General features: G+C 63.3%; 35 protein-coding genes. 34 read left to right on the forward strand and 1 reads right to left on the reverse strand.

Translation table 11 applies throughout. From position 1 onward, the window contains the following. The first annotated feature begins 334 nt into the window (after window positions 1-334). The 5 genes from rpsL to rpsJ all read left to right on the forward strand — a co-directional run bounded on the left by rpsL (window position 335) and on the right by rpsJ (window position 5,292). A complete protein-coding gene (rpsL, locus tag C7416_RS24395; protein ID WP_006576501.1) occupies window positions 335-712 on the forward strand; it encodes a 30S ribosomal protein S12 in 378 nt (125 codons plus the stop codon). A 224-nt stretch (window positions 713-936) separates the two neighbouring features. After that, window positions 937-1,407: a 30S ribosomal protein S7 gene (gene rpsG, locus C7416_RS24400; protein WP_010810459.1), complete on the forward strand. Its 471-nt coding sequence runs from the start codon at window positions 937-939 to the stop codon at window positions 1,405-1,407. 117 nt (window positions 1,408-1,524) lie between these two features. Next, the gene (gene fusA, locus C7416_RS24405; protein ID WP_062801970.1) at window positions 1,525-3,633 is read left to right on the forward strand and encodes an elongation factor G; all 2,109 of its coding nucleotides are present in this window, start codon (window positions 1,525-1,527) and stop codon (window positions 3,631-3,633) included. Between the two features lie 82 nt (window positions 3,634-3,715). Beyond that, window positions 3,716-4,906 carry an elongation factor Tu gene (gene tuf, locus C7416_RS24410; RefSeq protein ID WP_062801974.1) on the forward strand — a complete coding sequence of 397 codons (1,191 nt, stop codon included), beginning with the start codon at window positions 3,716-3,718 and terminating at the stop codon, window positions 4,904-4,906. A 77-nt stretch (window positions 4,907-4,983) separates the two neighbouring features. Beyond that, window positions 4,984-5,292, forward strand: a complete 309-nt coding sequence (rpsJ, locus tag C7416_RS24415; RefSeq protein WP_006160488.1) for a 30S ribosomal protein S10 — start codon at window positions 4,984-4,986, stop codon at window positions 5,290-5,292. Window positions 5,293-5,395: 103 nt separating this feature from the next. On the opposite strand, the gene C7416_RS24420 is transcribed toward rpsJ, so the two are convergent. Beyond that, on the reverse strand, window positions 5,396-6,409 hold the full coding sequence (locus C7416_RS24420) for an AraC family transcriptional regulator (protein ID WP_111521312.1): 1,014 nt from the start codon (window positions 6,407-6,409) through the stop codon (window positions 5,396-5,398). A gap of 278 nt (window positions 6,410-6,687) precedes the next feature. On the opposite strand from C7416_RS24420, the gene C7416_RS24425 reads away from it, so the two are divergent. From C7416_RS24425 to rpsK, 29 genes are all read left to right on the forward strand, one after another. After that, window positions 6,688-7,917 (forward strand): dienelactone hydrolase family protein, encoded by a 1,230-nt coding sequence (locus C7416_RS24425; protein ID WP_111521313.1) that lies wholly within the window; start codon window positions 6,688-6,690, stop codon window positions 7,915-7,917. A gap of 101 nt (window positions 7,918-8,018) precedes the next feature. Then, the gene (locus tag C7416_RS24430) at window positions 8,019-8,807 is read left to right on the forward strand and encodes an SDR family oxidoreductase (RefSeq protein WP_111521366.1); all 789 of its coding nucleotides are present in this window, start codon (window positions 8,019-8,021) and stop codon (window positions 8,805-8,807) included. 33 nt (window positions 8,808-8,840) lie between these two features. Continuing rightward, window positions 8,841-10,082, forward strand: a complete 1,242-nt coding sequence (locus C7416_RS24435; protein WP_111521314.1) for a styrene monooxygenase/indole monooxygenase family protein — start codon at window positions 8,841-8,843, stop codon at window positions 10,080-10,082. A 1-nt stretch (window position 10,083) separates the two neighbouring features. Continuing rightward, window positions 10,084-10,584, forward strand: coding sequence for a flavin reductase family protein (locus C7416_RS24440; RefSeq protein ID WP_111521315.1), 501 nt, complete (start codon window positions 10,084-10,086; stop codon window positions 10,582-10,584). Between the two features lie 301 nt (window positions 10,585-10,885). Further along, complete coding sequence (gene rplC / locus C7416_RS24445; RefSeq protein ID WP_010812397.1) at window positions 10,886-11,536, forward strand: 50S ribosomal protein L3; 651 nt, start codon at window positions 10,886-10,888, stop codon at window positions 11,534-11,536. A gap of 12 nt (window positions 11,537-11,548) precedes the next feature. Beyond that, complete coding sequence (gene rplD, locus C7416_RS24450; protein ID WP_011299311.1) at window positions 11,549-12,169, forward strand: 50S ribosomal protein L4; 621 nt, start codon at window positions 11,549-11,551, stop codon at window positions 12,167-12,169. Continuing rightward, window positions 12,166-12,480 (forward strand): 50S ribosomal protein L23, encoded by a 315-nt coding sequence (gene rplW / locus C7416_RS24455; protein WP_061956557.1) that lies wholly within the window; start codon window positions 12,166-12,168, stop codon window positions 12,478-12,480. The genes rplD and rplW overlap by 4 nt, the downstream gene beginning before the upstream one ends. Before the next feature lie 2 nt (window positions 12,481-12,482). Next, window positions 12,483-13,313: a 50S ribosomal protein L2 gene (gene rplB / locus C7416_RS24460; RefSeq protein WP_012354139.1), complete on the forward strand. Its 831-nt coding sequence runs from the start codon at window positions 12,483-12,485 to the stop codon at window positions 13,311-13,313. A gap of 22 nt (window positions 13,314-13,335) precedes the next feature. Continuing rightward, complete coding sequence (gene rpsS / locus C7416_RS24465) at window positions 13,336-13,611, forward strand: 30S ribosomal protein S19 (protein WP_012354138.1); 276 nt, start codon at window positions 13,336-13,338, stop codon at window positions 13,609-13,611. Between the two features lie 9 nt (window positions 13,612-13,620). After that, the gene (gene rplV / locus C7416_RS24470; protein WP_003271370.1) at window positions 13,621-13,950 is read left to right on the forward strand and encodes a 50S ribosomal protein L22; all 330 of its coding nucleotides are present in this window, start codon (window positions 13,621-13,623) and stop codon (window positions 13,948-13,950) included. A 9-nt stretch (window positions 13,951-13,959) separates the two neighbouring features. Beyond that, window positions 13,960-14,757, forward strand: a complete 798-nt coding sequence (rpsC, locus tag C7416_RS24475) for a 30S ribosomal protein S3 (protein WP_010812392.1) — start codon at window positions 13,960-13,962, stop codon at window positions 14,755-14,757. 2 nt (window positions 14,758-14,759) lie between these two features. Next, entirely contained in the window at window positions 14,760-15,176 is a 417-nt protein-coding gene (rplP, locus tag C7416_RS24480) for a 50S ribosomal protein L16 (protein WP_010812391.1), read from the forward strand. A gap of 11 nt (window positions 15,177-15,187) precedes the next feature. Beyond that, a complete protein-coding gene (rpmC, locus tag C7416_RS24485) occupies window positions 15,188-15,382 on the forward strand; it encodes a 50S ribosomal protein L29 (protein WP_008642937.1) in 195 nt (64 codons plus the stop codon). After that, on the forward strand, window positions 15,379-15,657 hold the full coding sequence (gene rpsQ / locus C7416_RS24490) for a 30S ribosomal protein S17 (protein WP_010812389.1): 279 nt from the start codon (window positions 15,379-15,381) through the stop codon (window positions 15,655-15,657). The genes rpmC and rpsQ overlap by 4 nt, the downstream gene beginning before the upstream one ends. Before the next feature lie 281 nt (window positions 15,658-15,938). Further along, on the forward strand, window positions 15,939-16,307 hold the full coding sequence (gene rplN, locus C7416_RS24495) for a 50S ribosomal protein L14 (protein ID WP_010812388.1): 369 nt from the start codon (window positions 15,939-15,941) through the stop codon (window positions 16,305-16,307). Window positions 16,308-16,316: 9 nt separating this feature from the next. Continuing rightward, window positions 16,317-16,625: a 50S ribosomal protein L24 gene (gene rplX, locus C7416_RS24500; protein ID WP_010812387.1), complete on the forward strand. Its 309-nt coding sequence runs from the start codon at window positions 16,317-16,319 to the stop codon at window positions 16,623-16,625. A gap of 25 nt (window positions 16,626-16,650) precedes the next feature. Further along, window positions 16,651-17,193 carry a 50S ribosomal protein L5 gene (gene rplE / locus C7416_RS24505; RefSeq protein ID WP_010812386.1) on the forward strand — a complete coding sequence of 181 codons (543 nt, stop codon included), beginning with the start codon at window positions 16,651-16,653 and terminating at the stop codon, window positions 17,191-17,193. 9 nt (window positions 17,194-17,202) lie between these two features. Then, the gene (gene rpsN, locus C7416_RS24510; RefSeq protein WP_010812385.1) at window positions 17,203-17,508 is read left to right on the forward strand and encodes a 30S ribosomal protein S14; all 306 of its coding nucleotides are present in this window, start codon (window positions 17,203-17,205) and stop codon (window positions 17,506-17,508) included. 27 nt (window positions 17,509-17,535) lie between these two features. Next, window positions 17,536-17,931 (forward strand): 30S ribosomal protein S8, encoded by a 396-nt coding sequence (gene rpsH / locus C7416_RS24515; RefSeq protein ID WP_010812384.1) that lies wholly within the window; start codon window positions 17,536-17,538, stop codon window positions 17,929-17,931. A 10-nt stretch (window positions 17,932-17,941) separates the two neighbouring features. Next, window positions 17,942-18,475 (forward strand): 50S ribosomal protein L6, encoded by a 534-nt coding sequence (rplF, locus tag C7416_RS24520; RefSeq protein WP_062801964.1) that lies wholly within the window; start codon window positions 17,942-17,944, stop codon window positions 18,473-18,475. 11 nt (window positions 18,476-18,486) lie between these two features. Continuing rightward, window positions 18,487-18,843: a 50S ribosomal protein L18 gene (gene rplR, locus C7416_RS24525; RefSeq protein WP_026164029.1), complete on the forward strand. Its 357-nt coding sequence runs from the start codon at window positions 18,487-18,489 to the stop codon at window positions 18,841-18,843. A gap of 21 nt (window positions 18,844-18,864) precedes the next feature. Next, window positions 18,865-19,383 (forward strand): 30S ribosomal protein S5, encoded by a 519-nt coding sequence (gene rpsE, locus C7416_RS24530; protein WP_006160449.1) that lies wholly within the window; start codon window positions 18,865-18,867, stop codon window positions 19,381-19,383. 10 nt (window positions 19,384-19,393) lie between these two features. Further along, window positions 19,394-19,576, forward strand: coding sequence for a 50S ribosomal protein L30 (gene rpmD, locus C7416_RS24535; RefSeq protein WP_010812381.1), 183 nt, complete (start codon window positions 19,394-19,396; stop codon window positions 19,574-19,576). A 19-nt stretch (window positions 19,577-19,595) separates the two neighbouring features. Continuing rightward, window positions 19,596-20,030, forward strand: coding sequence for a 50S ribosomal protein L15 (gene rplO, locus C7416_RS24540; RefSeq protein WP_012354135.1), 435 nt, complete (start codon window positions 19,596-19,598; stop codon window positions 20,028-20,030). A gap of 47 nt (window positions 20,031-20,077) precedes the next feature. Continuing rightward, window positions 20,078-21,421 carry a preprotein translocase subunit SecY gene (gene secY, locus C7416_RS24545; protein WP_012354134.1) on the forward strand — a complete coding sequence of 448 codons (1,344 nt, stop codon included), beginning with the start codon at window positions 20,078-20,080 and terminating at the stop codon, window positions 21,419-21,421. A gap of 23 nt (window positions 21,422-21,444) precedes the next feature. Then, a complete protein-coding gene (infA, locus tag C7416_RS24550) occupies window positions 21,445-21,663 on the forward strand; it encodes a translation initiation factor IF-1 (RefSeq protein WP_010812378.1) in 219 nt (72 codons plus the stop codon). Window positions 21,664-21,693: 30 nt separating this feature from the next. Further along, complete coding sequence (rpmJ, locus tag C7416_RS24555; protein ID WP_008642959.1) at window positions 21,694-21,810, forward strand: 50S ribosomal protein L36; 117 nt, start codon at window positions 21,694-21,696, stop codon at window positions 21,808-21,810. 19 nt (window positions 21,811-21,829) lie between these two features. Next, window positions 21,830-22,195 (forward strand): 30S ribosomal protein S13, encoded by a 366-nt coding sequence (gene rpsM / locus C7416_RS24560; protein ID WP_008642961.1) that lies wholly within the window; start codon window positions 21,830-21,832, stop codon window positions 22,193-22,195. 24 nt (window positions 22,196-22,219) lie between these two features. Beyond that, window positions 22,220-22,618, forward strand: a complete 399-nt coding sequence (gene rpsK / locus C7416_RS24565; protein ID WP_010812376.1) for a 30S ribosomal protein S11 — start codon at window positions 22,220-22,222, stop codon at window positions 22,616-22,618. Window positions 22,619-22,760 lie beyond the last annotated feature (142 nt).

A 22,760-nucleotide genomic window follows, 5' to 3' on the forward strand; every position in this document is an offset into this window, starting at 1 on the left:
CCGCCAGTTCCGCCAGTCGGGTATACGGCTTGACGGTATACGATTCCGCTGCTAGGATGCCAGATTCGAGTTTTTGGCTTTGGATTTCGCTCGCCCGTCGGATAAGTGGCCTTCAGGTCGCTGCCGGCAAGCCTACCGGACTGGGTTTCCATGGACGGGTGGCGGCAGACGCGGGATCCGGGTGCCGGCTCGCGCTCTTTGGCATGCTGTTACCGCACAGTCCCGTCTCCAGAGCGCCCGCTCACCTCTCCCGTCCAAAACCCGTAGTTGCCTCTCCAGCCTGGCGCATGCCGGCACGAGGGGCGTTTTTCGTAAAACCAAGCTGGATTGAACAATGCCAACTATCAACCAACTGGTTCGCAAGCCGCGCGTCTCGGAAGTCATCAAGAGCAAGAGCCCGGCGCTTGAGAACTGCCCCCAGCGCCGTGGCGTGTGCACCCGCGTGTACACCACGACGCCGAAGAAGCCGAACTCGGCACTGCGTAAGGTCGCCAAGGTGCGCCTGACCAACGGTTTCGAAGTCATTTCGTACATCGGCGGTGAAGGCCACAACCTGCAGGAACACTCGGTCGTGCTGATCCGCGGCGGCCGTGTGAAGGATCTGCCGGGTGTGCGTTACCACATCGTCCGTGGCTCGCTGGACCTGCAAGGCGTGAAGGACCGCAAGCAGGCCCGTTCGAAGTACGGCGCGAAGCGTCCGAAGGCAGCCTAAGTTTTGGCAGCCTGGGCCCGCAAGGCCCGAAGCAACAGACGATAGCCTGTGGCGCAAGTCATGGTGCTGTCACCAGGCGGCGGTACAACGGAGCGCCTTTTTGGCAACCGTGCCGTCGAGTAAGTGGTCACCCGGCGAATTTGCTGTCTTTGCATGCAAGCTAGTTGGTGGCCGGAGAGCGGGAAACTCTGACCGCGCTCTCAACTGAATCTAAAGGAAAGAAGATGCCACGTCGTCGTGAAGTCCCCAAGCGGGACGTTCTGCCTGATCCGAAGTTCGGCAACGTTGAAGTTGCCAAGTTCATGAACGTGCTGATGCTGGATGGCAAGAAGTCGGTTGCCGAACGCATCGTGTACGGCGCGTTCGACCAGATCGAAAAGAAGGCAGGCAAGGCCCCCATCGAAGTGTTCTCCGTTGCCATCAACAACGTGAAGCCGGTGGTGGAAGTGAAGAGCCGTCGCGTGGGCGGCGCCAACTATCAGGTTCCGGTCGAAGTCCGTCCGTCGCGTCGTTTGGCATTGGCGATGCGCTGGCTGCGTGAGGCCGCGAAAAAACGCAGCGAGAAGTCGATGGCGCTGCGCCTGGCAGGTGAGCTGCTGGAAGCATCGGAAGGCCGTGGCGGCGCGATGAAGAAGCGCGACGAAGTGCACCGCATGGCCGAAGCCAACAAGGCGTTCTCGCACTTCCGCTTCTAAAGCGAGCGAAAACATTGTTGGTTGCCGGGCGGGCTGTGTTTTTACACATCTCGCCCGTTTGTGTTAGGGGCGCGGGCCATGAGATGCCGGCGCCTCACGGACGAATAGAGGATTAAAGTGGCTCGTAAGACTCCCATCGAGCGTTACCGCAACATCGGTATCTCGGCTCACATTGACGCGGGTAAAACCACCACGACCGAGCGCATCCTGTTCTACACCGGTGTGAACCACAAGATCGGTGAAGTGCACGACGGCGCCGCCACCATGGACTGGATGGAGCAGGAACAGGAGCGTGGTATTACCATCACCTCCGCTGCCACCACCGCCTTCTGGAAGGGCATGGCCGGCAACTACCCCGAGCACCGCTTCAACATCATCGACACCCCGGGCCACGTGGACTTCACCATCGAGGTGGAGCGTTCCATGCGCGTGCTGGATGGCGCCTGCATGGTGTACTGCGCCGTGGGCGGCGTGCAGCCGCAGTCCGAAACCGTGTGGCGTCAGGCCAACAAGTACGGCGTGCCGCGTCTGGCGTTCGTCAACAAGATGGACCGTACCGGCGCCAACTTCTTCAAGGTCTACGACCAGCTGAAGACCCGCCTGAAGGCCAACCCGGTGCCCGTGGTGGTGCCGATCGGCGCTGAAGACGGCTTCCAGGGCGTGATCGACCTGCTGGAAATGAAGGCGATCATCTGGGACGAAGCCAGCCAGGGCGTGAAGTTCGAATACCAGGACATCCCGGCCGAGCTGCAGGCGACCGCTGAAGAATGGCGCGAGAAGATGGTCGAGTCCGCCGCCGAAGCCAGCGAAGAGCTGATGGAAAAGTACCTGGGCGGCGAAGAGCTGACCCGCGCCGAGATCGTCAAGGCGCTGCGTGACCGTACCATCGCCTGCGAAATCCAGCCGATGCTGTGCGGCACCGCGTTCAAGAACAAGGGCGTGCAGCGTATGCTCGACGCCGTGATCGACTTCCTGCCGTCGCCGGTCGATATTCCGCCGGTCAAGGGCGTGGACGAAAGCGACGACGAGAAGAAGCTCGAGCGCAAGGCCGACGACAACGAGAAGTTCTCGGCGCTGGCGTTCAAGATCATGACCGACCCGTTCGTCGGCCAGCTGATCTTCTTCCGCGTCTACTCGGGCAAGATCAACTCGGGCGACACCGTCTACAACCCGGTCAAGGGCAAGAAGGAACGCCTGGGCCGTATTCTGCAGATGCACGCCAACCAGCGCGAAGAAATCAAGGAAGTGCTGGCCGGCGACATCGCCGCCGCGGTGGGCCTGAAGGACGCCACCACGGGCGATACGCTGTGCGATCCGGCTGCCCCGATCGTGCTCGAGCGCATGGTGTTCCCGGAGCCGGTGATCTCGCAGGCGGTCGAGCCGAAGACCAAGGCCGACCAGGAAAAGATGGGCATCGCCCTGAACCGCCTGGCCGCCGAGGATCCGTCGTTCCGCGTGCGTACCGATGAAGAATCGGGCCAGACCATCATTTCGGGCATGGGCGAGCTCCACCTCGAAATTCTGGTCGACCGCATGAAGCGCGAGTTCGGCGTGGAAGCCAACATCGGCGCGCCGCAGGTGGCCTACCGCGAAACCATCCGCAAGAAGGCCGAGGACGTCGAAGGCAAGTTCGTCAAGCAGTCGGGCGGCCGCGGCCAGTACGGTCACGCCGTGATCACGCTGGAACCGCAAGAGCCGGGCAAGGGCTTCGAGTTCATCGACGCCATCAAGGGCGGTGTGATTCCTCGCGAATACATCCCGGCGGTCGAAAAGGGTATCGTCGACACGCTGACGGCCGGTATCCTGGCTGGCTTCCCGGTGGTGGACGTGAAGGTCACGCTGACGTTCGGTTCGTACCACGACGTGGACTCGAACGAAAACGCGTTCCGCATGGCCGGCTCGATGGCTTTCAAGGAAGCCATGCGCAAGGCCAGCCCGGTTCTGCTCGAGCCGATGATGGCCGTGGAAGTGGAAACGCCGGAAGACTACACCGGTACCGTGATGGGCGACCTGTCGTCCCGCCGCGGCATCGTGCAGGGGATGGACGACATGGTGGGCGGCGGCAAGATCATCAAGGCCGAAGTCCCGCTGTCGGAAATGTTCGGTTATTCGACCGCGCTGCGCTCGGCCACGCAAGGCCGCGCCACCTACACCATGGAATTCAAGCACTACGCCGAGGCACCGAAGAACATCGCCGAAGCAGTGATGGCGGCCAAGGGCAAGTAAATAAGCTGTATGCCGCCGCGTCCGCCAGGACGCGGCGGCGTGATGAATCGACAAGACTGCATTCCATTAGGAGCTGAAAAAAATGGCAAAGGAAAAGTTCGAGCGGACCAAGCCGCACGTGAACGTTGGTACGATTGGTCACGTTGACCATGGCAAGACCACGCTGACCGCAGCGATCGCCACGGTGCTGGCAGCGAAGTTCGGTGGTGCGGCCAAGAAGTACGACGAAATCGACGCAGCGCCGGAAGAGAAGGCCCGCGGTATTACCATCAATACCGCCCACGTCGAATACGAGACGGCCAACCGCCACTACGCGCACGTTGACTGCCCGGGCCACGCCGACTACGTCAAGAACATGATTACCGGTGCCGCCCAGATGGACGGCGCGATCCTGGTGTGCTCGGCCGCTGACGGCCCGATGCCGCAGACCCGCGAGCACATCCTGCTGGCCCGCCAGGTCGGCGTGCCGTACATCATCGTGTTCCTGAACAAGTGCGACATGGTGGACGACGCCGAACTGCTCGAGCTGGTCGAGATGGAAGTGCGCGAGCTGCTGAGCAAGTACGAGTTCCCCGGCGACGACACCCCGATCATCAAGGGTTCGGCCAAGCTGGCGCTGGAAGGCGACAAGGGCGACCTGGGCGAAGAAGCCATCATGCGCCTGGCCGACGCGCTGGACACCTACATCCCGACGCCGGAGCGTGCCGTTGACGGTACCTTCCTGATGCCGGTGGAAGACGTGTTCTCGATCTCGGGTCGCGGCACCGTGGTGACCGGCCGTATCGAGCGCGGCATCATCAAGGTCGGCGAGGAAATCGAAATCGTCGGTATCAAGCCGACCGTGAAGACCACCTGCACCGGCGTGGAAATGTTCCGCAAGCTGCTGGACCAGGGCCAGGCTGGCGACAACGTCGGTCTGCTGCTGCGCGGCACCAAGCGTGAAGACGTCGAGCGCGGCCAGGTGCTGTGCAAGCCGGGTTCGATCAAGCCGCACACCCACTTCACCGGCGAGGTGTACATCCTGTCGAAGGACGAAGGCGGCCGTCACACCCCGTTCTTCAACAACTACCGCCCGCAGTTCTACTTCCGTACCACCGACGTGACCGGCTCGATCGAGCTGCCGAAGGACAAGGAAATGGTCATGCCGGGTGACAACGTGTCGATCACCGTCAAGCTGATCGCCCCGATCGCCATGGAAGAAGGCCTGCGCTTCGCTATCCGCGAAGGTGGCCGTACCGTCGGCGCCGGCGTCGTGGCAAAGATCCTCGACTAAGCACTTCCTGGGACATGCCTGCGGGCATGTCCCCATTCAACGGGCAGCTTGCCCAATCGCTCTTTTAAGGAAATATCATGCAGAACCAGAAGATCCGTATCCGCCTGAAGGCTTTCGACTATCGCCTGATCGACCAGTCGGCCGCCGAAATCGTGGATACCGCCAAGCGTACCGGCGCGATCGTCAAGGGCCCGGTGCCCCTGCCGACCCGCATCCAGCGCTTCGACATCCTGCGTTCGCCGCACGTCAACAAGACCAGCCGCGATCAGTTCGAGATCCGCACCCACCAGCGCCTGATGGACATCGTCGACCCGACCGACAAGACCGTTGACGCGCTGATGAAGCTCGACCTGCCGGCAGGCGTGGACGTCGAGATCAAGGTGTAACGATGTTTCGGGCCGCCCACGCGGCTTGATGCAGCAAAACGGCGAACCTCGGTTCGCCGTTTTTGTTTGGTGGCGCGTCGCACGGCGGCGCCGGCCAGGTCCCTTATACGCTGCCACGTCTCCGCAACGTCTCGGCCGGGCACTCGCCGAACGCGCGCCGGTACTCGGCGCTGAAGCGCCCCAGGTGGGTAAAGCCCCAGCGCAGCGCGGCGCCGGTCACCGACGACAGCGCCGCATCGTTGAGCAGGTCGTGCCGTACCCGGTCAAGCCGGACCGTGCGCAGGTAGGCCATCGGGCTCAGCCCGCGATGCTCGCGGAACCCCGCATACAGGCTGCGCAGGCTGACGCCTGCGATCTCCGCCAGCAGCGCCGGCGTCAGCGCGGCGGCGGCATGGGCGTGGATATACTCCTCGACCACTTTCACATGGCGCGGCGCCAGCGGCTTGCCGTGCCGCTGCAGCGCCTCCGAAAGGCTGTGCGGCTGCAGCGTCAGCAGGGCGCCGATCACCAGCTGCTCGAGCTGGCATGCCGTGAGCGGATGGCGCGCCGCTTCCGGCGCCGCCGCCAGCATCTGCGCCAGATACTCCATCAATGCATACCAGCCGCCGCTGCGCCAGGCCATGCCGAGCTGGAAGCGCAGCGGCGGGTCCGGGCGATGCCCGAGATAGGCGGCGCAGACGCGCTCCAGCGCGCTGCGCTCGACGCGCACGATCAGCTGGTCGTTGTCCGCGCTCCAGCGCATCAGCAGCGGATCGCAGGGCGTCAGCACCGAAGCGCAGTCCGGCGTCGACACGATCTGCTGCACGCCGCAATGGATCTCGGCGTGGCCGCTGAGCGGCATCTGCACCAGCAGAAAGTCTCCGAGCGGGCCGGGGTCGATGGTGACATCGGCGCCGTAGGCGAGCCGGTTTAGCGACACCGCGCCCAGCGGGGCATGGTGCATGCGGGCCGACAGGCTGGTCCCGCGGATATCGAGCCGGTGCGGCTTGAAGACCTTGCCCACCGCCGCGCGCGTCTGCCCGAGGTCGGTCGAGGCGAACACCTGCCGCCCGGCATCGTGTAGCAGGGCATGCGCCAGCGTCGCCGGCGCGCGGGCAGTCGGGGGCAGCTGCATCATGGTCTCGCTCCTCTGGCGTGGCCGCGGCGCTGGCTGGCGTCCACGGCGCCGGGCCGGGACGCCATGCGCGCAGCATGGTCCACGCAACCACTATAGCGGATCGACCCGCGCGACCCGGGCCTTGCGTTGACCGAAGCCTGACTTTCCTGCACTAATCGGATAGCCGCTGCAGCCAGCGGCTAGTTTGCTGCGGTGCGGAGCCACCATCATGGGATCCAGCACGGCAGCGCACCCTCCACCAGCTGTCAGCCAACAGAGAACGACAAGGAGCGCAGGCCATGGGCCAGACCATCCAGATCCAGACCCCCGAAGGCAGTTTCAGCGGCTATCTCGCCACCCCGGCGGCAGGCAAGGGCCCCGGCATCGTGCTGTGCCAGGAGATCTTCGGCGTCAATGCCACCATGCGCCAGGTGGCCGATTACTATGCCGAAGAGGGCTATACGGTGCTGGTGCCGGACTTGTTCTGGCGCATCGCACCGGGCATCGAACTGACTGACCGCGGCGAGGACTTCCAGCGCGCGCTCGGCCTCTATCAGCAGTTCGACGAAGCGAAGGGCGTGCAGGATGTGGGCGCGGCGCTGGAAACGTTGCGCGCGCGCCCCGAATGCGTCGGCCAGACCGGCGTGCTGGGCTTCTGCCTGGGCGGCAAGCTGGCCTACCTGGCGGCCTGCCGGCTGCCCGATGTGGCCTGCGCGGTGGCGTACTACGGCGTCGGCATCGAGCATGCGCTGGGCGAGGCCGCCAACGTGCGGGGCCGCCTGGTGCTGCATATCGCGGAGAAGGACGGCTTCTGCCCGCCGCAGGCGCAGGCGGCGATCCGCGAGGCCCTTGCCGGCCGGGACCACATCGAGGTGTACGTCTATGCCGGCGTCGACCATGCCTTTGCGCGCGCCGGTGGCGAGCATTTCGACAAGCCCTCGGCGTTGATGGCGCACCAGCGCTCGATCGCCGCGCTGCGCCGCGAGATGGGCCCGCACTATGACTTCTCGGCGCTGTGGGACAAGCATTGCGAGCATGAATTCGCCACCCGCGATGTCGATGCGACCATGGCGACGATGGTGGCGCAGCCCTATGTGAACCATATCCCGACCATGACCGGCGGCGTCGGCCACGCGCAGCTGCGCCGCTTCTACCAGCACCACTTCGTCCACAGCAATCCGCCGGACACGACGCTGATCCCGCTGTCGCGCACGGTCGGCGCCACCCAGATCGTCGACGAGCTGCTGTTCTGCTTCACCCACACCAGCGAGATCGACTGGATGCTGCCGGGCGTGCCGCCGACCGGCAAGCGCGTGGAGATCCCGCTGATCGCCATCGTCAAGTTCCGCGGCGACAAGCTGTACCACGAGCATATCTATTGGGACCAGGCCAGCGTGCTGGTGCAGATCGGCAAGCTGGATCCCACCGGTTTGCCGGTGGCGGGCGTGGAGACCGCACGCAAGCTGCTGGACGAAACCCTGCCGTCGAACACGCTGATGGCGCGCTGGCAGCAGAGCGAGGGCAGGTAAGCCGGCGGCAATGAACGGGAGCAGGCCCGCAGAGGCCTGCCCCGCACCGGACAGCGGTGACCGAACCGGCGACCGAACCGGTGACCAACAAGGAGACAACCATGAAAGGACTGCAAGACAAGGTGGCCATCGTCACCGGCGGGGCCACGCTGATCGGCGCGGGCGTGGCACGGGCCTTCATCAAGGCCGGCGCGCGCGTGGCGATCTTCGATATCGACGCCGCCAATGGCGAGCGCGTCGCCGCCGGGCTGGGCAAGGACGCGCTCTTCATCGCGGCCGACATCACGCAGGACGAGCAGCTCCGCGATGCGGTCGGCCAGGTCGCGCAGCACTTCGGCGGCGTCGACTTCCTGGTCAACCTGGCCTGCACCTATCTCGACGACGGCTTCCGCTCGAACCGAGCCGACTGGCTGGCGGCGCTCGATGTCAATGTGGTTTCCGGGGTGATGCTGGCGCAGGCGGTGCATGGGCATATGCGCGCGCGCGGCGGCGGCGCGATCGTCAACCTCACCAGCATCTCCGCCAACGTGGCGCAGACCGGTCGCTGGCTCTATCCCGTGTCGAAAGCCGCGATCGCGCAGCTGACGCGCAGCATGGCGATGGACCTGGCGCCCGACCGCATTCGCGTCAACGCGGTGTCGCCGGGCTGGACCTGGTGCCGGCTGATGGACGAGGTCAGCGGCGGCAACCGCGCCCGCACCGATGCGGTGGCCGCGCCGTTCCACCTGCTCGGCCGCGTCGGCGAGCCCGACGAAGTGGCGCAGGTGGTGCTGTTCCTCTGCTCCGACCACGCCAGCTTCGTCACCGGCGCCGACTATGCCGTTGACGGCGGCTACTCCGCCATGGGTCCGGAGCAGAACGTGCCTGCCATCGGCAAGCTGGCCGGCTGAACGCCCTACCGCGATCCCTCAGGAGACCACCTCATGCACCAACGCATCGCCATCGTCGGAGCGGGCCAGTCGGGCCTGCAAATGGCCCTCGGGCTGCAGGCCCACGGCTACCGCGTCACGCTGCTGTCCAACCGCACGCCGGCACAGATCCGCGCCGGCAAGGTCATGTCCAGCCAGTGCATGTTCGACCGCGCGCTGCAGACCGAGCGCGAGCTCGGCCTGAACTGGTGGGACGATGCCTGCCCGCCGGTGCAGGGCATCGGCCTGGCCGTGCCCCATCCCGAGCTGCCCGGTGCCAAGGTCATCGACTGGGCCGCGCCGCTGGATCGTCCGGCGCAGGCGGTCGATCAGCGCCTGAAGATGCCGGCGTGGATGGAGGCCTTTGTGGCGCGCGGCGGCGACCTGCGCATCCTCGATGTCGGTGTCGACGAGCTTGAGGACCTGACCCGTGAGCATGACCTGGTGCTGCTGGCCGCGGGCAAAGGCGAGATTGTCAGCCGTTTCGAGCGCGATGCGTCGCGCAGCCCGTTCGACCGGCCCCAGCGCGCGCTGGCGCTGACCTATGTGACCGGCATGCTGCCACGCGAGCCGTTCTCGCGGGTTTGCTTCAACTTGATTCCTGGCGTCGGCGAGTACTTCGTCTTTCCCGCACTGACGCTGTCGGGGCCGTGCGAAATCATGGTGTTCGAGGGCATCCCGGGCGGCCCGATGGACCGCTGGGCCGAGGCCAGCACGCCCGAACAGCACCTCGCCGAAAGCCTGCGCATCCTGCGCACCTATGCGCCGTGGGAAGCCGAGCGCTGCGCGCAGGTGGCGCTGACCGACGACAACGGCATCCTGTCGGGCCGCTTCGCGCCGACGGTACGCAAGCCGGTGCTGACGCTGCCGTCGGGGCGGCTGGTATTCGGCATGGCCGATGCCGTGGTGGTCAATGACCCGATCACCGGCCAGGGCTCCAACAATGCCGCCAAGTGCTGCAAGGTCTATCTCGATGCCATCGTCGGGCACGGCGAGCGGGCGTACGACCGCGACTGGATGGAACAGACCTTCGCCCGCTACTGGCAATACGCCGGCGATGTGGTGGCGTGGACCAACTCGCTGTTGACCTCGCCGCCGCCGCACATCCTGGCGCTGCTGGGCGCGGCGGGGCAGGCGCCGGCGCTGGCGGCCCGCATCGCCAACGGCTTCGACAATCCGCCGGACTACTTCCCCTGGTGGATGGATCCGCAGGCCTGCCACCAGCTGATCGACCACCACCTGCCGCGGGCCGCCTGAGATGGACACCTCCAGCCATGCCGCCCCCTCGCTCGATCCGCGCGAACTGCGCCGGGTTTGCGGCCGCTACGCGACCGGCGTGGCGGTCATCGGTGCCTGCACGCCGCAGCAGCGGCCGGTCGGCATCACCGTCAACTCGTTCGCGTCGCTGTCGCTGGCGCCCCCATTGATCCTGTGGAGCCTGGCCAGGCATTCGCCCAATGCGGGCCTGTTCGCCCCGGGCGCGCCGTTCGGCGTCAGCATCCTGCGCGCCGGCCACGGCGAACTGGCGCGCCGCTTTGCCACGCCGTCGCCGGACAAGTTCGCCGGTGTCGGCCATCGCCGTTGCCCGCACGGCGTGCCTTACCTGGACGAGGCGCTGGCCACGCTATCATGCCGGGTCGAGCGCGCCGATCCGGTGGGCGACCACCTGCTGATCGTCGGCGCCGTCGAAGCGTTCACGGCAGGGGAGGGCGAGCCGCTGGTTTTCTATGGCGGCGACTTCGTCCGCATCGCGGCCTGACCTGCCTTTTGCTGTGCCTGAGGGGCCGCTCCGATTGCGGCCCGTCGTCCCGACGCCACAACCAGGCAGCGCAAGCGTCACTGCTGCGCCGTCCCCGCCTACAACATTGCAGGGAAATCCGCAATTCATATTGCCCTTTCCAAACTGCTGCGATATAGTGTAAGGCTACCCATCGGGTAGTGGGCTGGCCATTTGGCCGCGCGCAGTCTTGTTTAGCGCAAGTCCATCCGCGCACAAGCGCAAGCACAGTTTTCGTGTATCAATCAGCCCCGGCCAATCGCAGCTGGGAATGGAGCAAACCATGAGCCTTGGCCTTGTAGGTCGCAAGGTTGGCATGACCCGTATTTTCACGGACGACGGTGAAGCGATTCCCGTGACCGTGGTCGAGGTCGGCGACAACCGCGTGACGCAAATCAAGACGGACGAGACCGACGGTTACACCGCGGTTCAAGTCACCTTCGGCGCACGACGCGCAAGCCGCGTCACCAAGCCGCTGGCGGGTCACCTCGCCAAAGCCGGCGTGGAAGCCGGCGAAATCATCCGCGAATTCCGTATCGACGCAGCCAAGGCTGCCGAACTGCAAGCTGGCGGTTCGCTGTCGGTCGACCTGTTCGAAGTCGGTCAGAAGATCGACGTGCAGGGCGTGACCATCGGTAAGGGCTACGCCGGTACCATCAAGCGCTACCACTTCGCCTCCGGCCGTGCCACCCACGGTAACTCGCGCTCGCACAACGTGCCGGGCTCGATCGGTATGGCGCAGGATCCGGGCCGCGTGTTCCCGGGCAAGCGCATGACCGGTCACCTGGGCGATGTCACCCGCACCGTGCAGAACCTGGAGATCGCCAAGATCGACGCAGAGCGCAAGCTGCTGCTGGTCAAGGGCGCCATTCCCGGCTCCAAGAACGGCAAGGTCATCGTTACCCCGGCCGTCAAGGCCAAAGCCAAAGCTTAAGGAGCGCATGTAATGGAACTCAAGCTCCTCCAGGACAATGGCCAAGTCGGTGCAGGCGTTGCTGCCTCGCCCGAAGTGTTCGGCCGTGACTACAACGAAGCCCTCGTTCACCAGATCGTCGTCGCTTACCAGGCCAACGCGCGCAGCGGTAACCGCAAGCAGAAGGATCGTGAAGAGGTCAAGCACACGACCAAGAAGCCGTGGCGCCAGAAGGGTACGGGCCGTGCTCGTGCCGGTATGTCTTCCTCGCCGCTGTGGCGCGGGGGCGGCCGCATCTTCCCGAATTCGCCGGAAGAGAACTTCAGCCAGAAGGTCAACAAGAAGATGTTCCGTGCCGGCATGCGCTCGATCTACTCGCAGCTCGCACGTGAAGGTCGTATCAACGTGGTGGACGGTTTCACTGTCGACGCGCCCAAGACCAAGCTCTTGGCCGACAAGTTCAAGGCCATGGGCCTGGACTCGGTGCTGATCATCACCGACAGCCTCGACGAAAACCTCTACCTGGCTTCGCGCAACCTGCCGCACGTGGCAGTCGTGGAGCCGCGCCAGGCTGACCCGCTGTCGCTCGTGCACTACAAGAAGGTGCTGGTGACCAAGGCTGCCGTCGCGCAGATCGAGGAGTTGCTGAAATGACGCAAGTAGCCAAGAACGATCATCGTTTGATGCAGGTGCTGCTCGCGCCGGTGGTTTCCGAAAAGGCAACCCTGGTCGCCGACAAGAATGAACAGGTCGTGTTCGAAGTGGCCCGCGATGCCAACAAGGCAGAAGTGAAGGCCGCCGTCGAACTGCTGTTCAAGGTCGAGGTGCAGTCCGTTCAGATCCTGAACCAGAAGGGCAAGCAGAAGCGCTTCGGCCGTTTCATGGGCCGTCGCAACCACGTGAAGAAGGCATACGTGGCACTGAAGCCGGGTCAGGAAATCAATTTTGAAGCGGAGGCCAAGTAATCATGGCACTCGTCAAGACCAAGCCGACTTCCCCGGGTCGTCGCTCGATGGTGAAGGTGGTCAACAAGGACCTTCACAAGGGCACCCCGTACGCGCCGCTGCTGGAAAAGCAATTCCAGAAGTCGGGCCGTAACAACAATGGTCATATCACCACCCGCCACAAGGGCGGTGGTCATAAGCACCACTACCGCGTGGTCGATTTCAAGCGCAACGACAAGGACGGCATCCCCGCCAAGGTCGAACGCCTGGAATACGATCCGAACCGCAGCGCCAACATCGCGCTGGTCGTGTTCGCCGACGGCGAGCGCCGCTACATCATCGCCACCAAGGGCATGGTCGCCGGCCAGCAGCTGCTGAACGGCTCGGAAGCGCCGATCAAGGCCGGTAACAACCTGCCGATCCGCAACATTCCGGTCGGTACCACGATCAACAACGTGGAAATGCTGCCGGGCAAGGGTGCCCAGATCGCTCGCGCCGCAGGCGGCTCCGCCGTGCTGCTGGCCCGCGAAGGCCTGTACGCCCAGGTTCGCCTGCGCTCCGGCGAAGTGCGCCGCGTGCACATCGAGTGCCGCGCCACCGTCGGTGAAGTGGGCAACGAAGAGCACAGCCTGCGCGTCATCGGCAAGGCCGGTGCGACCCGCTGGCGCGGTATCCGCCCGACGGTCCGCGGTGTCGTGATGAACCCGGTCGACCACCCGCACGGTGGTGGTGAGGGCAAGACCGCTGCTGGTCGCGATCCGGTGTCGCCGTGGGGTACCCCGACCAAGGGTTACCGTACCCGCAGCAACAAGCGCACGGACAGCATGATCGTCCAGAAGCGCCACAAGCGTTAATCGGTAGGTAGGAGCTAAAGATATGACTCGTTCCGCTAAAAAGGGTCCGTTCTGCGACGCCCACCTGCTGAAGAAGGTGGAAGTTGCAACGAGCGGCAAGGACAAGAAGCCCATCAAGACGTGGTCGCGCCGCTCGACCATTCTGCCGGAGTTCATCGGCCTGACGATCGCCGTCCACAACGGCCGTCAACACGTGCCGGTGTACGTTACGGAAAACATGGTTGGCCACAAGCTCGGCGAATTTGCGATTACCCGCACGTTCAAGGGCCACGCGGCTGACAAGAAAGCGAAGAGGTAAGGTGCCATCATGGAAGTGAAAGCGATTCATCGCGGTGCCCGCATCTCCGCCCAGAAGACGCGCCTGGTCGCTGACCAGATCCGTGGTCTGCCGATCGAGCGCGCGCTCAACGTCCTGACGTTCAGCCCGAAAAAGGCTGCCGGGATCGTGAAGAAGGTGGTCGAATCGGCCATCGCCAACGCCGAGCACAACGAAGGCGCCGACATCGACGAACTCAAGGTCAAATCGATCTACGTCGACAAGGCAACCTCGCTCAAGCGCTTCACGGCACGGGCAAAGGGCCGCGGCAACCGCATCGAGAAACAAACCTGTCACATCACTGTGACGCTCGGCAACTAAGGAGTCACGATGGGACAGAAGATTCATCCGACTGGCTTCCGTCTGGCTGTCAGCCGTAACTGGGCTTCGCGCTGGTACGCCAGCAACACGAAGTTCGCCGGCATGCTGAAGGAAGACATCGAAGTTCGCGACTTCCTGAAGAAGAAGCTCAAGAACGCATCGGTTGGCCGCGTCGTGATCGAGCGCCCCGCCCGCAATGCACGCATCACCATTTACAGCTCGCGTCCGGGCGTGGTGATCGGCAAGAAGGGTGAGGACATCGAACTGCTGAAGGCCGAACTGCAGCGTCGCATGGGCGTGCCCGTGCACGTGAACATCGAGGAAATCCGCAAGCCGGAAACCGATGCTCAGCTGATCGCCGATTCGATCACCCAGCAGCTCGAGCGCCGCATCATGTTCCGCCGCGCCATGAAGCGCGCCATGCAGAACGCGATGCGCCTGGGCGCCCAGGGTATCAAGATCATGAGCGCCGGCCGTCTGAACGGTATCGAAATCGCCCGTACCGAGTGGTACCGCGAAGGCCGTGTGCCCCTGCACACACTGCGCGCCGACATCGACTACGGCTTCTCCGAAGCAGAAACCACCTACGGCATCATCGGTGTCAAGGTGTGGGTCTACAAGGGGGATCACCTCGGCCGCAATGACGCGCCGGTGGTGGAAGAGCCGCAGGACGACCGTCGTCGTCGCCCGGGTCGTCCGGAAGGCCGCCGCCGTGAAGGCGAAGGCCGTCCGGGTGGCAACCGCCGCGGCGGTGCCGGTGCCGGTCGCCGCGCTGCGCCTGGCGCAGATGCGAAGAGTGGAGAATAACGATGCTGCAACCTAAGCGCAGAAAATACCGCAAGGAGCAGAAAGGCCGCAACACGGGTAAGGCTACCCGTGGTAACGCCGTGTCTTTCGGCGAATTCGGCCTGAAGGCCATGGGCCGTGGCCGCCTGACGGCTCGTCAGATCGAGTCGGCACGTCGTGCGATGACCCGCCACATCAAGCGTGGCGGCCGCATCTGGATCCGGATTTTCCCGGACAAGCCGATCTCGAAGAAGCCTGCCGAAGTCCGTATGGGTAACGGCAAGGGCAATCCGGAGTACTACGTGGCTGAAATCCAGCCGGGCAAGATGCTGTACGAAATGGATGGTGTGAGCGAAGACCTGGCACGTGAGGCGTTCCGCCTCGCGGCTGCCAAGCTGCCGATCGCCACCAATTTCGTGGTGCGCCAGGTCGGGACGTAAGGAGAGCAGGGATGAAAGCATCCGAACTTCGCGGCAAGGACGCCGCAGGCCTGAACCAGGAGCTCTCCGAGCTGCTGAAGGCCCAATTTAGCCTGCGCATGCAAAAGGCAACCCAACAGCTGCAGAACACCAGCCAGCTGAAGAAGGTTCGCAAGGACATCGCGCGCGTGCAAACCGTGCTGACTGAAAAGGCGAACGCGAAATGACTGAAGCTGCACAAACGGAAAAGTCGCTTCGCCGCACCCTGGTCGGCCGTGTCGTGAGCGACAAGATGGACAAGACCGTTACGGTCTTGGTGGAAAACCGCGTCAAGCATCCCCTGTACGGCAAGTACGTGCTGCGTTCCAAGAAGTACCACGCACACGACGAAGCCAACCAGTACAAGGAAGGCGACAAGGTCGAAATCCAGGAAGGCCGTCCGCTGTCGCGGACCAAGTCCTGGGTGGTTTCCCGGCTGGTAGAGGCTGCACGCGTCATCTAAGAACAACACGTTCTTAGCTTGACTTGCAAGTCCAGGATTATGTAGCTATAATCCTGGACTTCCGCTTTATTGCGTTCGCCTTAGCTGTACCACCCGGGCGGGCCTGTTGAGCGAGCCAGGGCCAGGCGGCTCCGATGTTTTTCAGTCGGATTTGCCGGGCTCCTACCGACTTCAAAGTTGATCAACCCATACGGTGCTGGCGCAAGGCCGGAACCGACGGGACCAAGACTGACCGACGGGCGCTATCGCACCTGGCGGATTAAGTTGGGAAGACAAACACCATGATTCAGACAGAAAGCCGGCTCGAAGTGGCCGATAACACTGGTGCGCGCGAAGTGCTGTGCATCAAGGTGCTGGGTGGCTCCAAGCGCCGCTACGCAAGCGTTGGCGACATCATCAAGGTGACCGTCAAGGACGCAGCGCCGCGCGGTCGCGTCAAGAAGGGCGACATCTACAACGCCGTCGTCGTGCGTACCGCCAAGGGCGTGCGCCGCGCTGACGGTTCGCTGATCAAGTTCGACGGCAACGCCGCCGTCCTGCTGAACAACAAGCTCGAGCCGATCGGCACCCGTATCTTCGGGCCGGTGACTCGTGAACTCCGTACCGAGCGCTTCATGAAGATCGTGTCGCTCGCTCCGGAAGTGCTGTAAGGAGCCGCCATGAACAAGATTCGCAAAGGCGACGAAGTCATCGTGCTGACCGGCAAGGACAAGGGCAAGCGCGGTACCGTGCAGGCCGTCCTCGGCGACAAGGTTGCGGTGCAAGGCGTGAACATCGCCAAGAAGCATGCCCGCCCGAACCCGATGCTGGGCACTACCGGTGGTGTGGTCGACAAGGTCATGCCGCTGCATATTTCCAACGTTGCGCTCGTGGATGCCAATGGCAAGCCGTCGCGCGTCGGCATCAAGGTGGAAGACGGCAAGCGCGTGCGCGTGCTGAAGACCACCGGCGCCGTCGTGGCAGCTTGATTCTGGGCACGTATAGGAGTTGAGCATGGCAGCACGTCTGCAAGAGTTTTACAAAGAACAGGTTGTGCCGAAGCTGATCGAGCAGTTCGGCTACAAGTCGGTCATGGAAGTGCCGCGCATCACCAAGATCACCCTGAACATGGGCCTTGGCGAAGCCATCAATGACAAGAAGATCATTGAAAACGCCGTGGGCGACCTGACCAAGATCGCCGGTCAGAAGCCGGTCGTGACGAAGGCCAAGAAGGCCATCGCCGGCTTCAAGATCCGCCAGGGCTACCCCATCGGTGCGATGGTGACCCTGCGCGGCGAGCGCATGTTCGAATTCCTCGATCGTTTCGTCACCGTGGCGCTGCCGCGCGTGCGTGACTTCCGTGGTGTGTCGGGCCGTTCGTTCGACGGTCGTGGCAACTACAACATCGGTGTGAAAGAGCAGATCATTTTCCCCGAAATCGAGTACGACAAGATCGACGCACTGCGTGGTCTGAACATCAGCATCACGACGACGGCAAAGAACGACGAGGAAGCCAAGGCCCTCCTCGGTGCGTTCAAGTTCCCGTTCCGCAATTAAGGGGTAACCGTGGCTAAACTGGCTCTGATTGAACGTGAGAAGAAGCGCGCCAAGCTGGTGGCGAAGTATGCCGCCAAGCGCGCCAACCTCAAGGCCATTATCGACGACCAAGAAAAGTCGGAAGAAGAGCGTTACAGCGCGCGTCTCGAGCTGCAACAGCTCCCGCGCAACGCGAACCCGACCCGCCAGCGCAACCGCTGCGCGATCACCGGTCGTCCCCGCGGTACCTTCCGCAAGTTTGGCCTGGCGCGTAACAAGATCCGCGAAATCGCCTTCAAGGGCGAAATCCCGGGTCTGACGAAAGCCAGCTGGTAATTACGCACAGGCTACAGGAGAAACAGTATGAGCATGAGCGATCCTATCGCCGATATGCTGACGCGCATCCGCAACGCCCAGGGCGTGCAGAAAGCGTCGGTTGTCATGCCGTCGTCGAAGCTGAAAGTGGCAATCGCCAAGGTCCTGAAGGACGAAGGCTATATCGACGACTACGCCGTCCAGGAAGATGGCGGCAAGGCACAACTGAGCATCGGTCTCAAGTACTACGCCGGCCGTCCGGTGATCGAGCGCATCGAGCGCGTCTCGAAGCCCGGCCTGCGCGTGTACAAGGGCCGCAGCGACATTCCGCAAGTGATGAACGGCCTCGGTGTGGCGATCATCTCGACCCCGCAGGGTCTGATGACCGACCGCAAGGCTCGCGCCACCGGCGTGGGCGGCGAAGTTCTCTGCTACGTCGCTTAAGGAGAGAACCATGTCCCGTGTAGGTAAGGCTCCCATCGCGCTCCCCAAGGGCGCGGAAGTGAACGTGGCAGCTGGCGTGCTCTCCGTGAAGGGCCCGCTGGGTACGCTGTCCCAGCCGATTCACAGCCTGGTCAAGGTCAATGTCGAGAACGACACGCTGACCTTCTCGCCGGCTGACGAGTCGCGTGAAGCAAACGCCCTGCAAGGCACCATGCGCGCCCTGGCGGCGAACATGGTCAAGGGCGTGACCACCGGTTTCGAGCGCAAGCTGAACCTCGTTGGCGTGGGCTATCGTGCCCAGCTGCAAGGCACTGCGCTGAAGCTCCAGCTTGGTTTCTCGCACGACGTGATCCATGAGATGCCGGAAGGCGTGAAGGCCGAAACGCCGACGCAGACCGAAATCCTGATCAAGGGTGCGGACAAGCAGAAAGTCGGTCAGGTTGCCGCGGAAGTGCGCGCGTACCGTCCGCCCGAGCCCTACAAGGGCAAGGGTGTGCGTTACAGCGACGAGCGCGTCATCCTGAAGGAAACCAAGAAGAAGTAAGGGGTGCAATGATGAACAAGAAAGACGCTCGTTTGCGCCGTGCACGTCAGACCCGCGCCAAGATCGCGGAGATGAAAGTCAATCGTCTGACCGTGTTCCGTACGAATTCGAACATTTACGCCCAGGTCTTCTCCGAGTGCGGCACCAAGGTGCTGGCTTCGGCTTCGACCGTCGAGGCAGAAGTGCGCAAGGAACTGGAAGGCAAGGGCGCTACCGCCGCTGCCGCTACCATCGTGGGCAAGCGCATCGCCGAGAAGGCGAAGGCTGCCGGCGTGGAAACCGTCGCCTTCGATCGCGCCGGCTTCCGTTTCCATGGCCGCGTCAAGGCCCTGGCAGACGCCGCCCGCGAAGCCGGCCTGAAGTTCTAAGCGCATAGAGAGAGATACGTCATGGCAAAGATGCAAGCAAAAGTCCAACAGGACGAACGCGACGACGGCCTCCGCGAGAAGATGATCTCGGTCAACCGTGTCACCAAGGTGGTGAAGGGTGGCCGGATTCTCGGTTTCGCTGCGCTGACCGTGGTCGGTGACGGCGATGGCCGCATCGGCATGGGCAAGGGCAAGGCCAAGGAAGTGCCGGTCGCCGTTCAGAAGGCAATGGACGAAGCCCGTCGCAAGATGGTCAAGGTCTCGCTGAAGAACGGCACGCTGCAACACGAAGTCGTTGGCAAGCACGGCGCCGCCAAGGTGCTGATGATGCCCGCCAAGGAAGGTACCGGCGTGATCGCCGGCGGCCCGATGCGCGCGATCTTCGAAGTGATGGGTGTCACCAACGTGGTGACCAAGTCGCACGGCTCCACCAACCCGTACAACATGGTTCGCGCCACGCTGGACGGCCTTCAGAAGATGAGCACGCCGGGCGAAATCGCCGCCAAGCGTGGCAAGTCGGTCGAAGACATCCTGGGTTAAGGTGAACGCAATGTCGCAGAAAACCGTAAAAGTGCAACTCGTGCGCAGCCTGATCGGCACGCGCGAGGATCATCGCGCCACCGTTCGTGGCCTGGGCCTGCGCCGCATCAACTCGGTGTCGGAGCTGCAGGACACGCCCGCCGTGCGCGGCATGATCAACAAGGTCTCGTACCTGGTCAAGGTTCTGGCCTGATCGGGACTTGGAGAGCAAGATGCAACTGAACAACCTGAAACCGGCTGCCGGTTCGAAGCACGCCAAGCGTCGCGTCGGCCGCGGTATCGGCTCCGGCCTGGGCAAGACCGCCGGTCGCGGTCACAAGGGTCAGAAGTCGCGTTCGGGCGGCTTCCACAAGGTGGGCTTCGAAGGCGGCCAGATGCCGCTGTATCGTCGCCTGCCGAAGCGCGGCTTCACCTCGCTGACCAAGGCGTTCACCGCCGAAGTCACGCTGCGTGACATCGAGCGCCTGGAAGCGGCCGAAGTCGACCTGCTGGTCCTGAAGCAGGCTGGCCTGGTCGGCGACCTGGTCAAGAGCGCCAAGGTCATCAAGGCCGGCGAGCTGACCCGCAAGGTGACGATCAAGGGTCTGGGCGCCACCGCTGGCGCCAAGGCCGCGATCGAAGCCGCCGGCGGTCAGATCGCAGCCTGATACGGCAGCATTCATCGCAGCATAGGCAGTCATAGTCGGAGCATCGTTTGGCCACGGCGAAACCCAATGCAAGCGCGCAAGCCAGGAACACGGCGAAGTACGGCGACCTCAAGCGCCGGCTGATGTTCCTGGTGCTGGCCCTGATCGTGTACCGCATCGGCGCTCATATTCCGGTGCCCGGTATCGATCCGGAGCAGCTTGCGAAGCTTTTCCAGAGTCAGTCGGGTGGCATCCTCGGGATGTTCAACCTGTTCTCGGGCGGGGCGCTGTCGCGCTTTACCGTCTTCGCGCTCGGCATCATGCCGTACATCTCGGCGTCGATCATCATGCAGTTGCTGACGATCGTGCTGCCGCAGCTGGAGTCGCTGAAGAAGGAAGGGCAGGCAGGGCAGCGCAAGATCACGCAGTACACGCGCTACGGCACCGTGGTTCTGGCCACGTTCCAGGCGCTGTCGATCGCGGTCGCGCTGGAGTCGCAGCCGGGGCTGGTGCTGGATCCGGGCCTGATGTTCCGGGCCACGGCGGTGATCACGCTGGTGACCGGCACGATGTTCCTGATGTGGCTGGGTGAGCAGATCACCGAGCGCGGTCTGGGCAACGGCATCTCGATCATCATCTTCGGCGGTATCGCGGCGGGCCTGCCCAACGCGATCGGCGGACTGTTCGAACTGGTCCGCACGGGTTCCATGAGCATCATCGCGGCGATCTTCATCGTGGCGATCGTGATCGGTGTGACCTTCGCCGTGGTGTTCGTCGAGCGTGGCCAGCGCAAGATCCTGGTGAACTATGCCAAGCGTCAGGTCGGCAACAAGGTGTACGGCGGCCAGTCGTCGCACCTGCCGCTGAAGCTGAACATGGCAGGGGTGATTCCGCCGATCTTCGCATCGTCGATCATCCTGTTCCCGGCGACGATCGCGGGCTGGTTTACGTCTGACTCGACGGGTGCGGTCGGCCGGTTCATCAAGGACCTGGCTGCCACGCTGTCGCCGGGGCAGCCGGTCTACATCCTGCTGTACGCTGCTGCGATTGTATTTTTCTGCTTCTTCTACACGGCCCTGGTGTACAACAGCCGTGAAGTGGCAGACAACCTGAAGAAAAGCGGTGCCTTCATTCCGGGCATTCGTCCGGGCGAGCAGACGACGCGCTATATCGACAAGATCCTGGTGCGTCTGACGCTGGCTGGTGCGATCTACATCACACTGGTCTGCCTGTTGCCGGAATTCCTGGTGCTGCGCTGGAACGTTCCGTTCTATTTCGGCGGAACTTCCCTGCTGATCATCGTGGTCGTCACGATGGACTTCATGGCCCAGGTTCAGTCCTATGTCATGTCGCAGCAGTATGAGTCGCTGCTGAAGAAGGCGAATTTCAAGGGCAATCTGACCTTGCGCTGACTTCGGATCGGTACAGGCTAGGTATGGCTAAAGACGACGTCATCCAGATGCAGGGCGAGGTCCTGGAAAACCTGCCCAATGCGACGTTCCGAGTCAAGCTGGAGAATGGCCACGTAGTGCTGGGCCATATCTCCGGCAAGATGAGAATGAACTACATCCGGATTCTTCCGGGTGACAAGGTGACGGTCGAGCTGACCCCATATGATCTGTCGCGCGCACGAATCGTCTTCCGGACGAAGTGAGCGAACAGGAATTGAAGGAAGAGGAAAATTATGAAAGTGCTGGCTTCTGTTAAGCGCATTTGCCGCAACTGCAAAATCATCAAGCGCAACGGTGTCGTGCGCGTGATCTGCTCGTCGGATCCCCGCCACAAGCAACGCCAAGGCTAATCGGAAAGAGGATTGACGAATGGCACGTATCGCAGGGGTTAACATCCCGAACCACAAGCATACCGAAATCGGCCTGACGGCTATTTACGGTATCGGCCGCTCGCGCGCCCGCAAGATTTGCGAGGCCACCGGTGTACCGTTTGACAAGAAGGTCAAGGATCTGACCGACGCCGACCTGGAAAAGCTTCGTGACGAAGTGGGCAAGGTCACGGTCGAGGGTGACCTGCGTCGTGAAACCACGATGAACATCAAGCGTCTGATGGACCTTGGTTGCTATCGTGGCATGCGTCACCGCAAGGGCCTGCCGATGCGCGGCCAGCGTACGCGCACCAACGCCCGTACCCGCAAGGGTCCGCGCAAGGCCGGCGTGGCTCTGAAGAAGTAAAGCCGAAGGCAGAGGAAGAAACTAATGGCAAAAGGTCCGAATAACGCCGCTCGCGCGCGTAAAAAGGTCAAGAAGAACGTTGCCGACGGCATTGCGCACGTCCACGCTTCGTTCAACAACACCATCATCACGATCACCGATCGCCAGGGCAACGCCCTGTCGTGGGCGACCGCCGGTGGCCAGGGCTTCAAGGGTTCGCGCAAGTCGACCCCGTTCGCTGCCCAGGTTGCTGCCGAGAACGCCGGCCGCGTGGCGCAAGACCAGGGCATCAAGAACCTGGAAGTGCGCATCAAGGGCCCCGGCCCGGGCCGTGAATCGGCTGTCCGCGCGCTGAACGCGCTGGGCATCAAGATCGCGATCATCGAAGACGTCACGCCGATTCCGCACAACGGCTGCCGTCCGCCGAAGCGCCGCCGCATCTGATGCGTTGGCGTGTCCGGAGCCGGTGGGTTTACCTGCCGGTTTCGGATATGGTAGTATCGCGCGTTGACCTGCTGCATTTTAATGCGGCAGGTTTTCGTTTTGCGCCGGAGCAGTGTCTTTCAAGGCACATTCCAGCATCGGC

It is taken from the genome of Cupriavidus phytorum (assembly GCF_003254285.1).
Lineage (GTDB): Bacteria > Pseudomonadota > Gammaproteobacteria > Burkholderiales > Burkholderiaceae > Cupriavidus > Cupriavidus phytorum.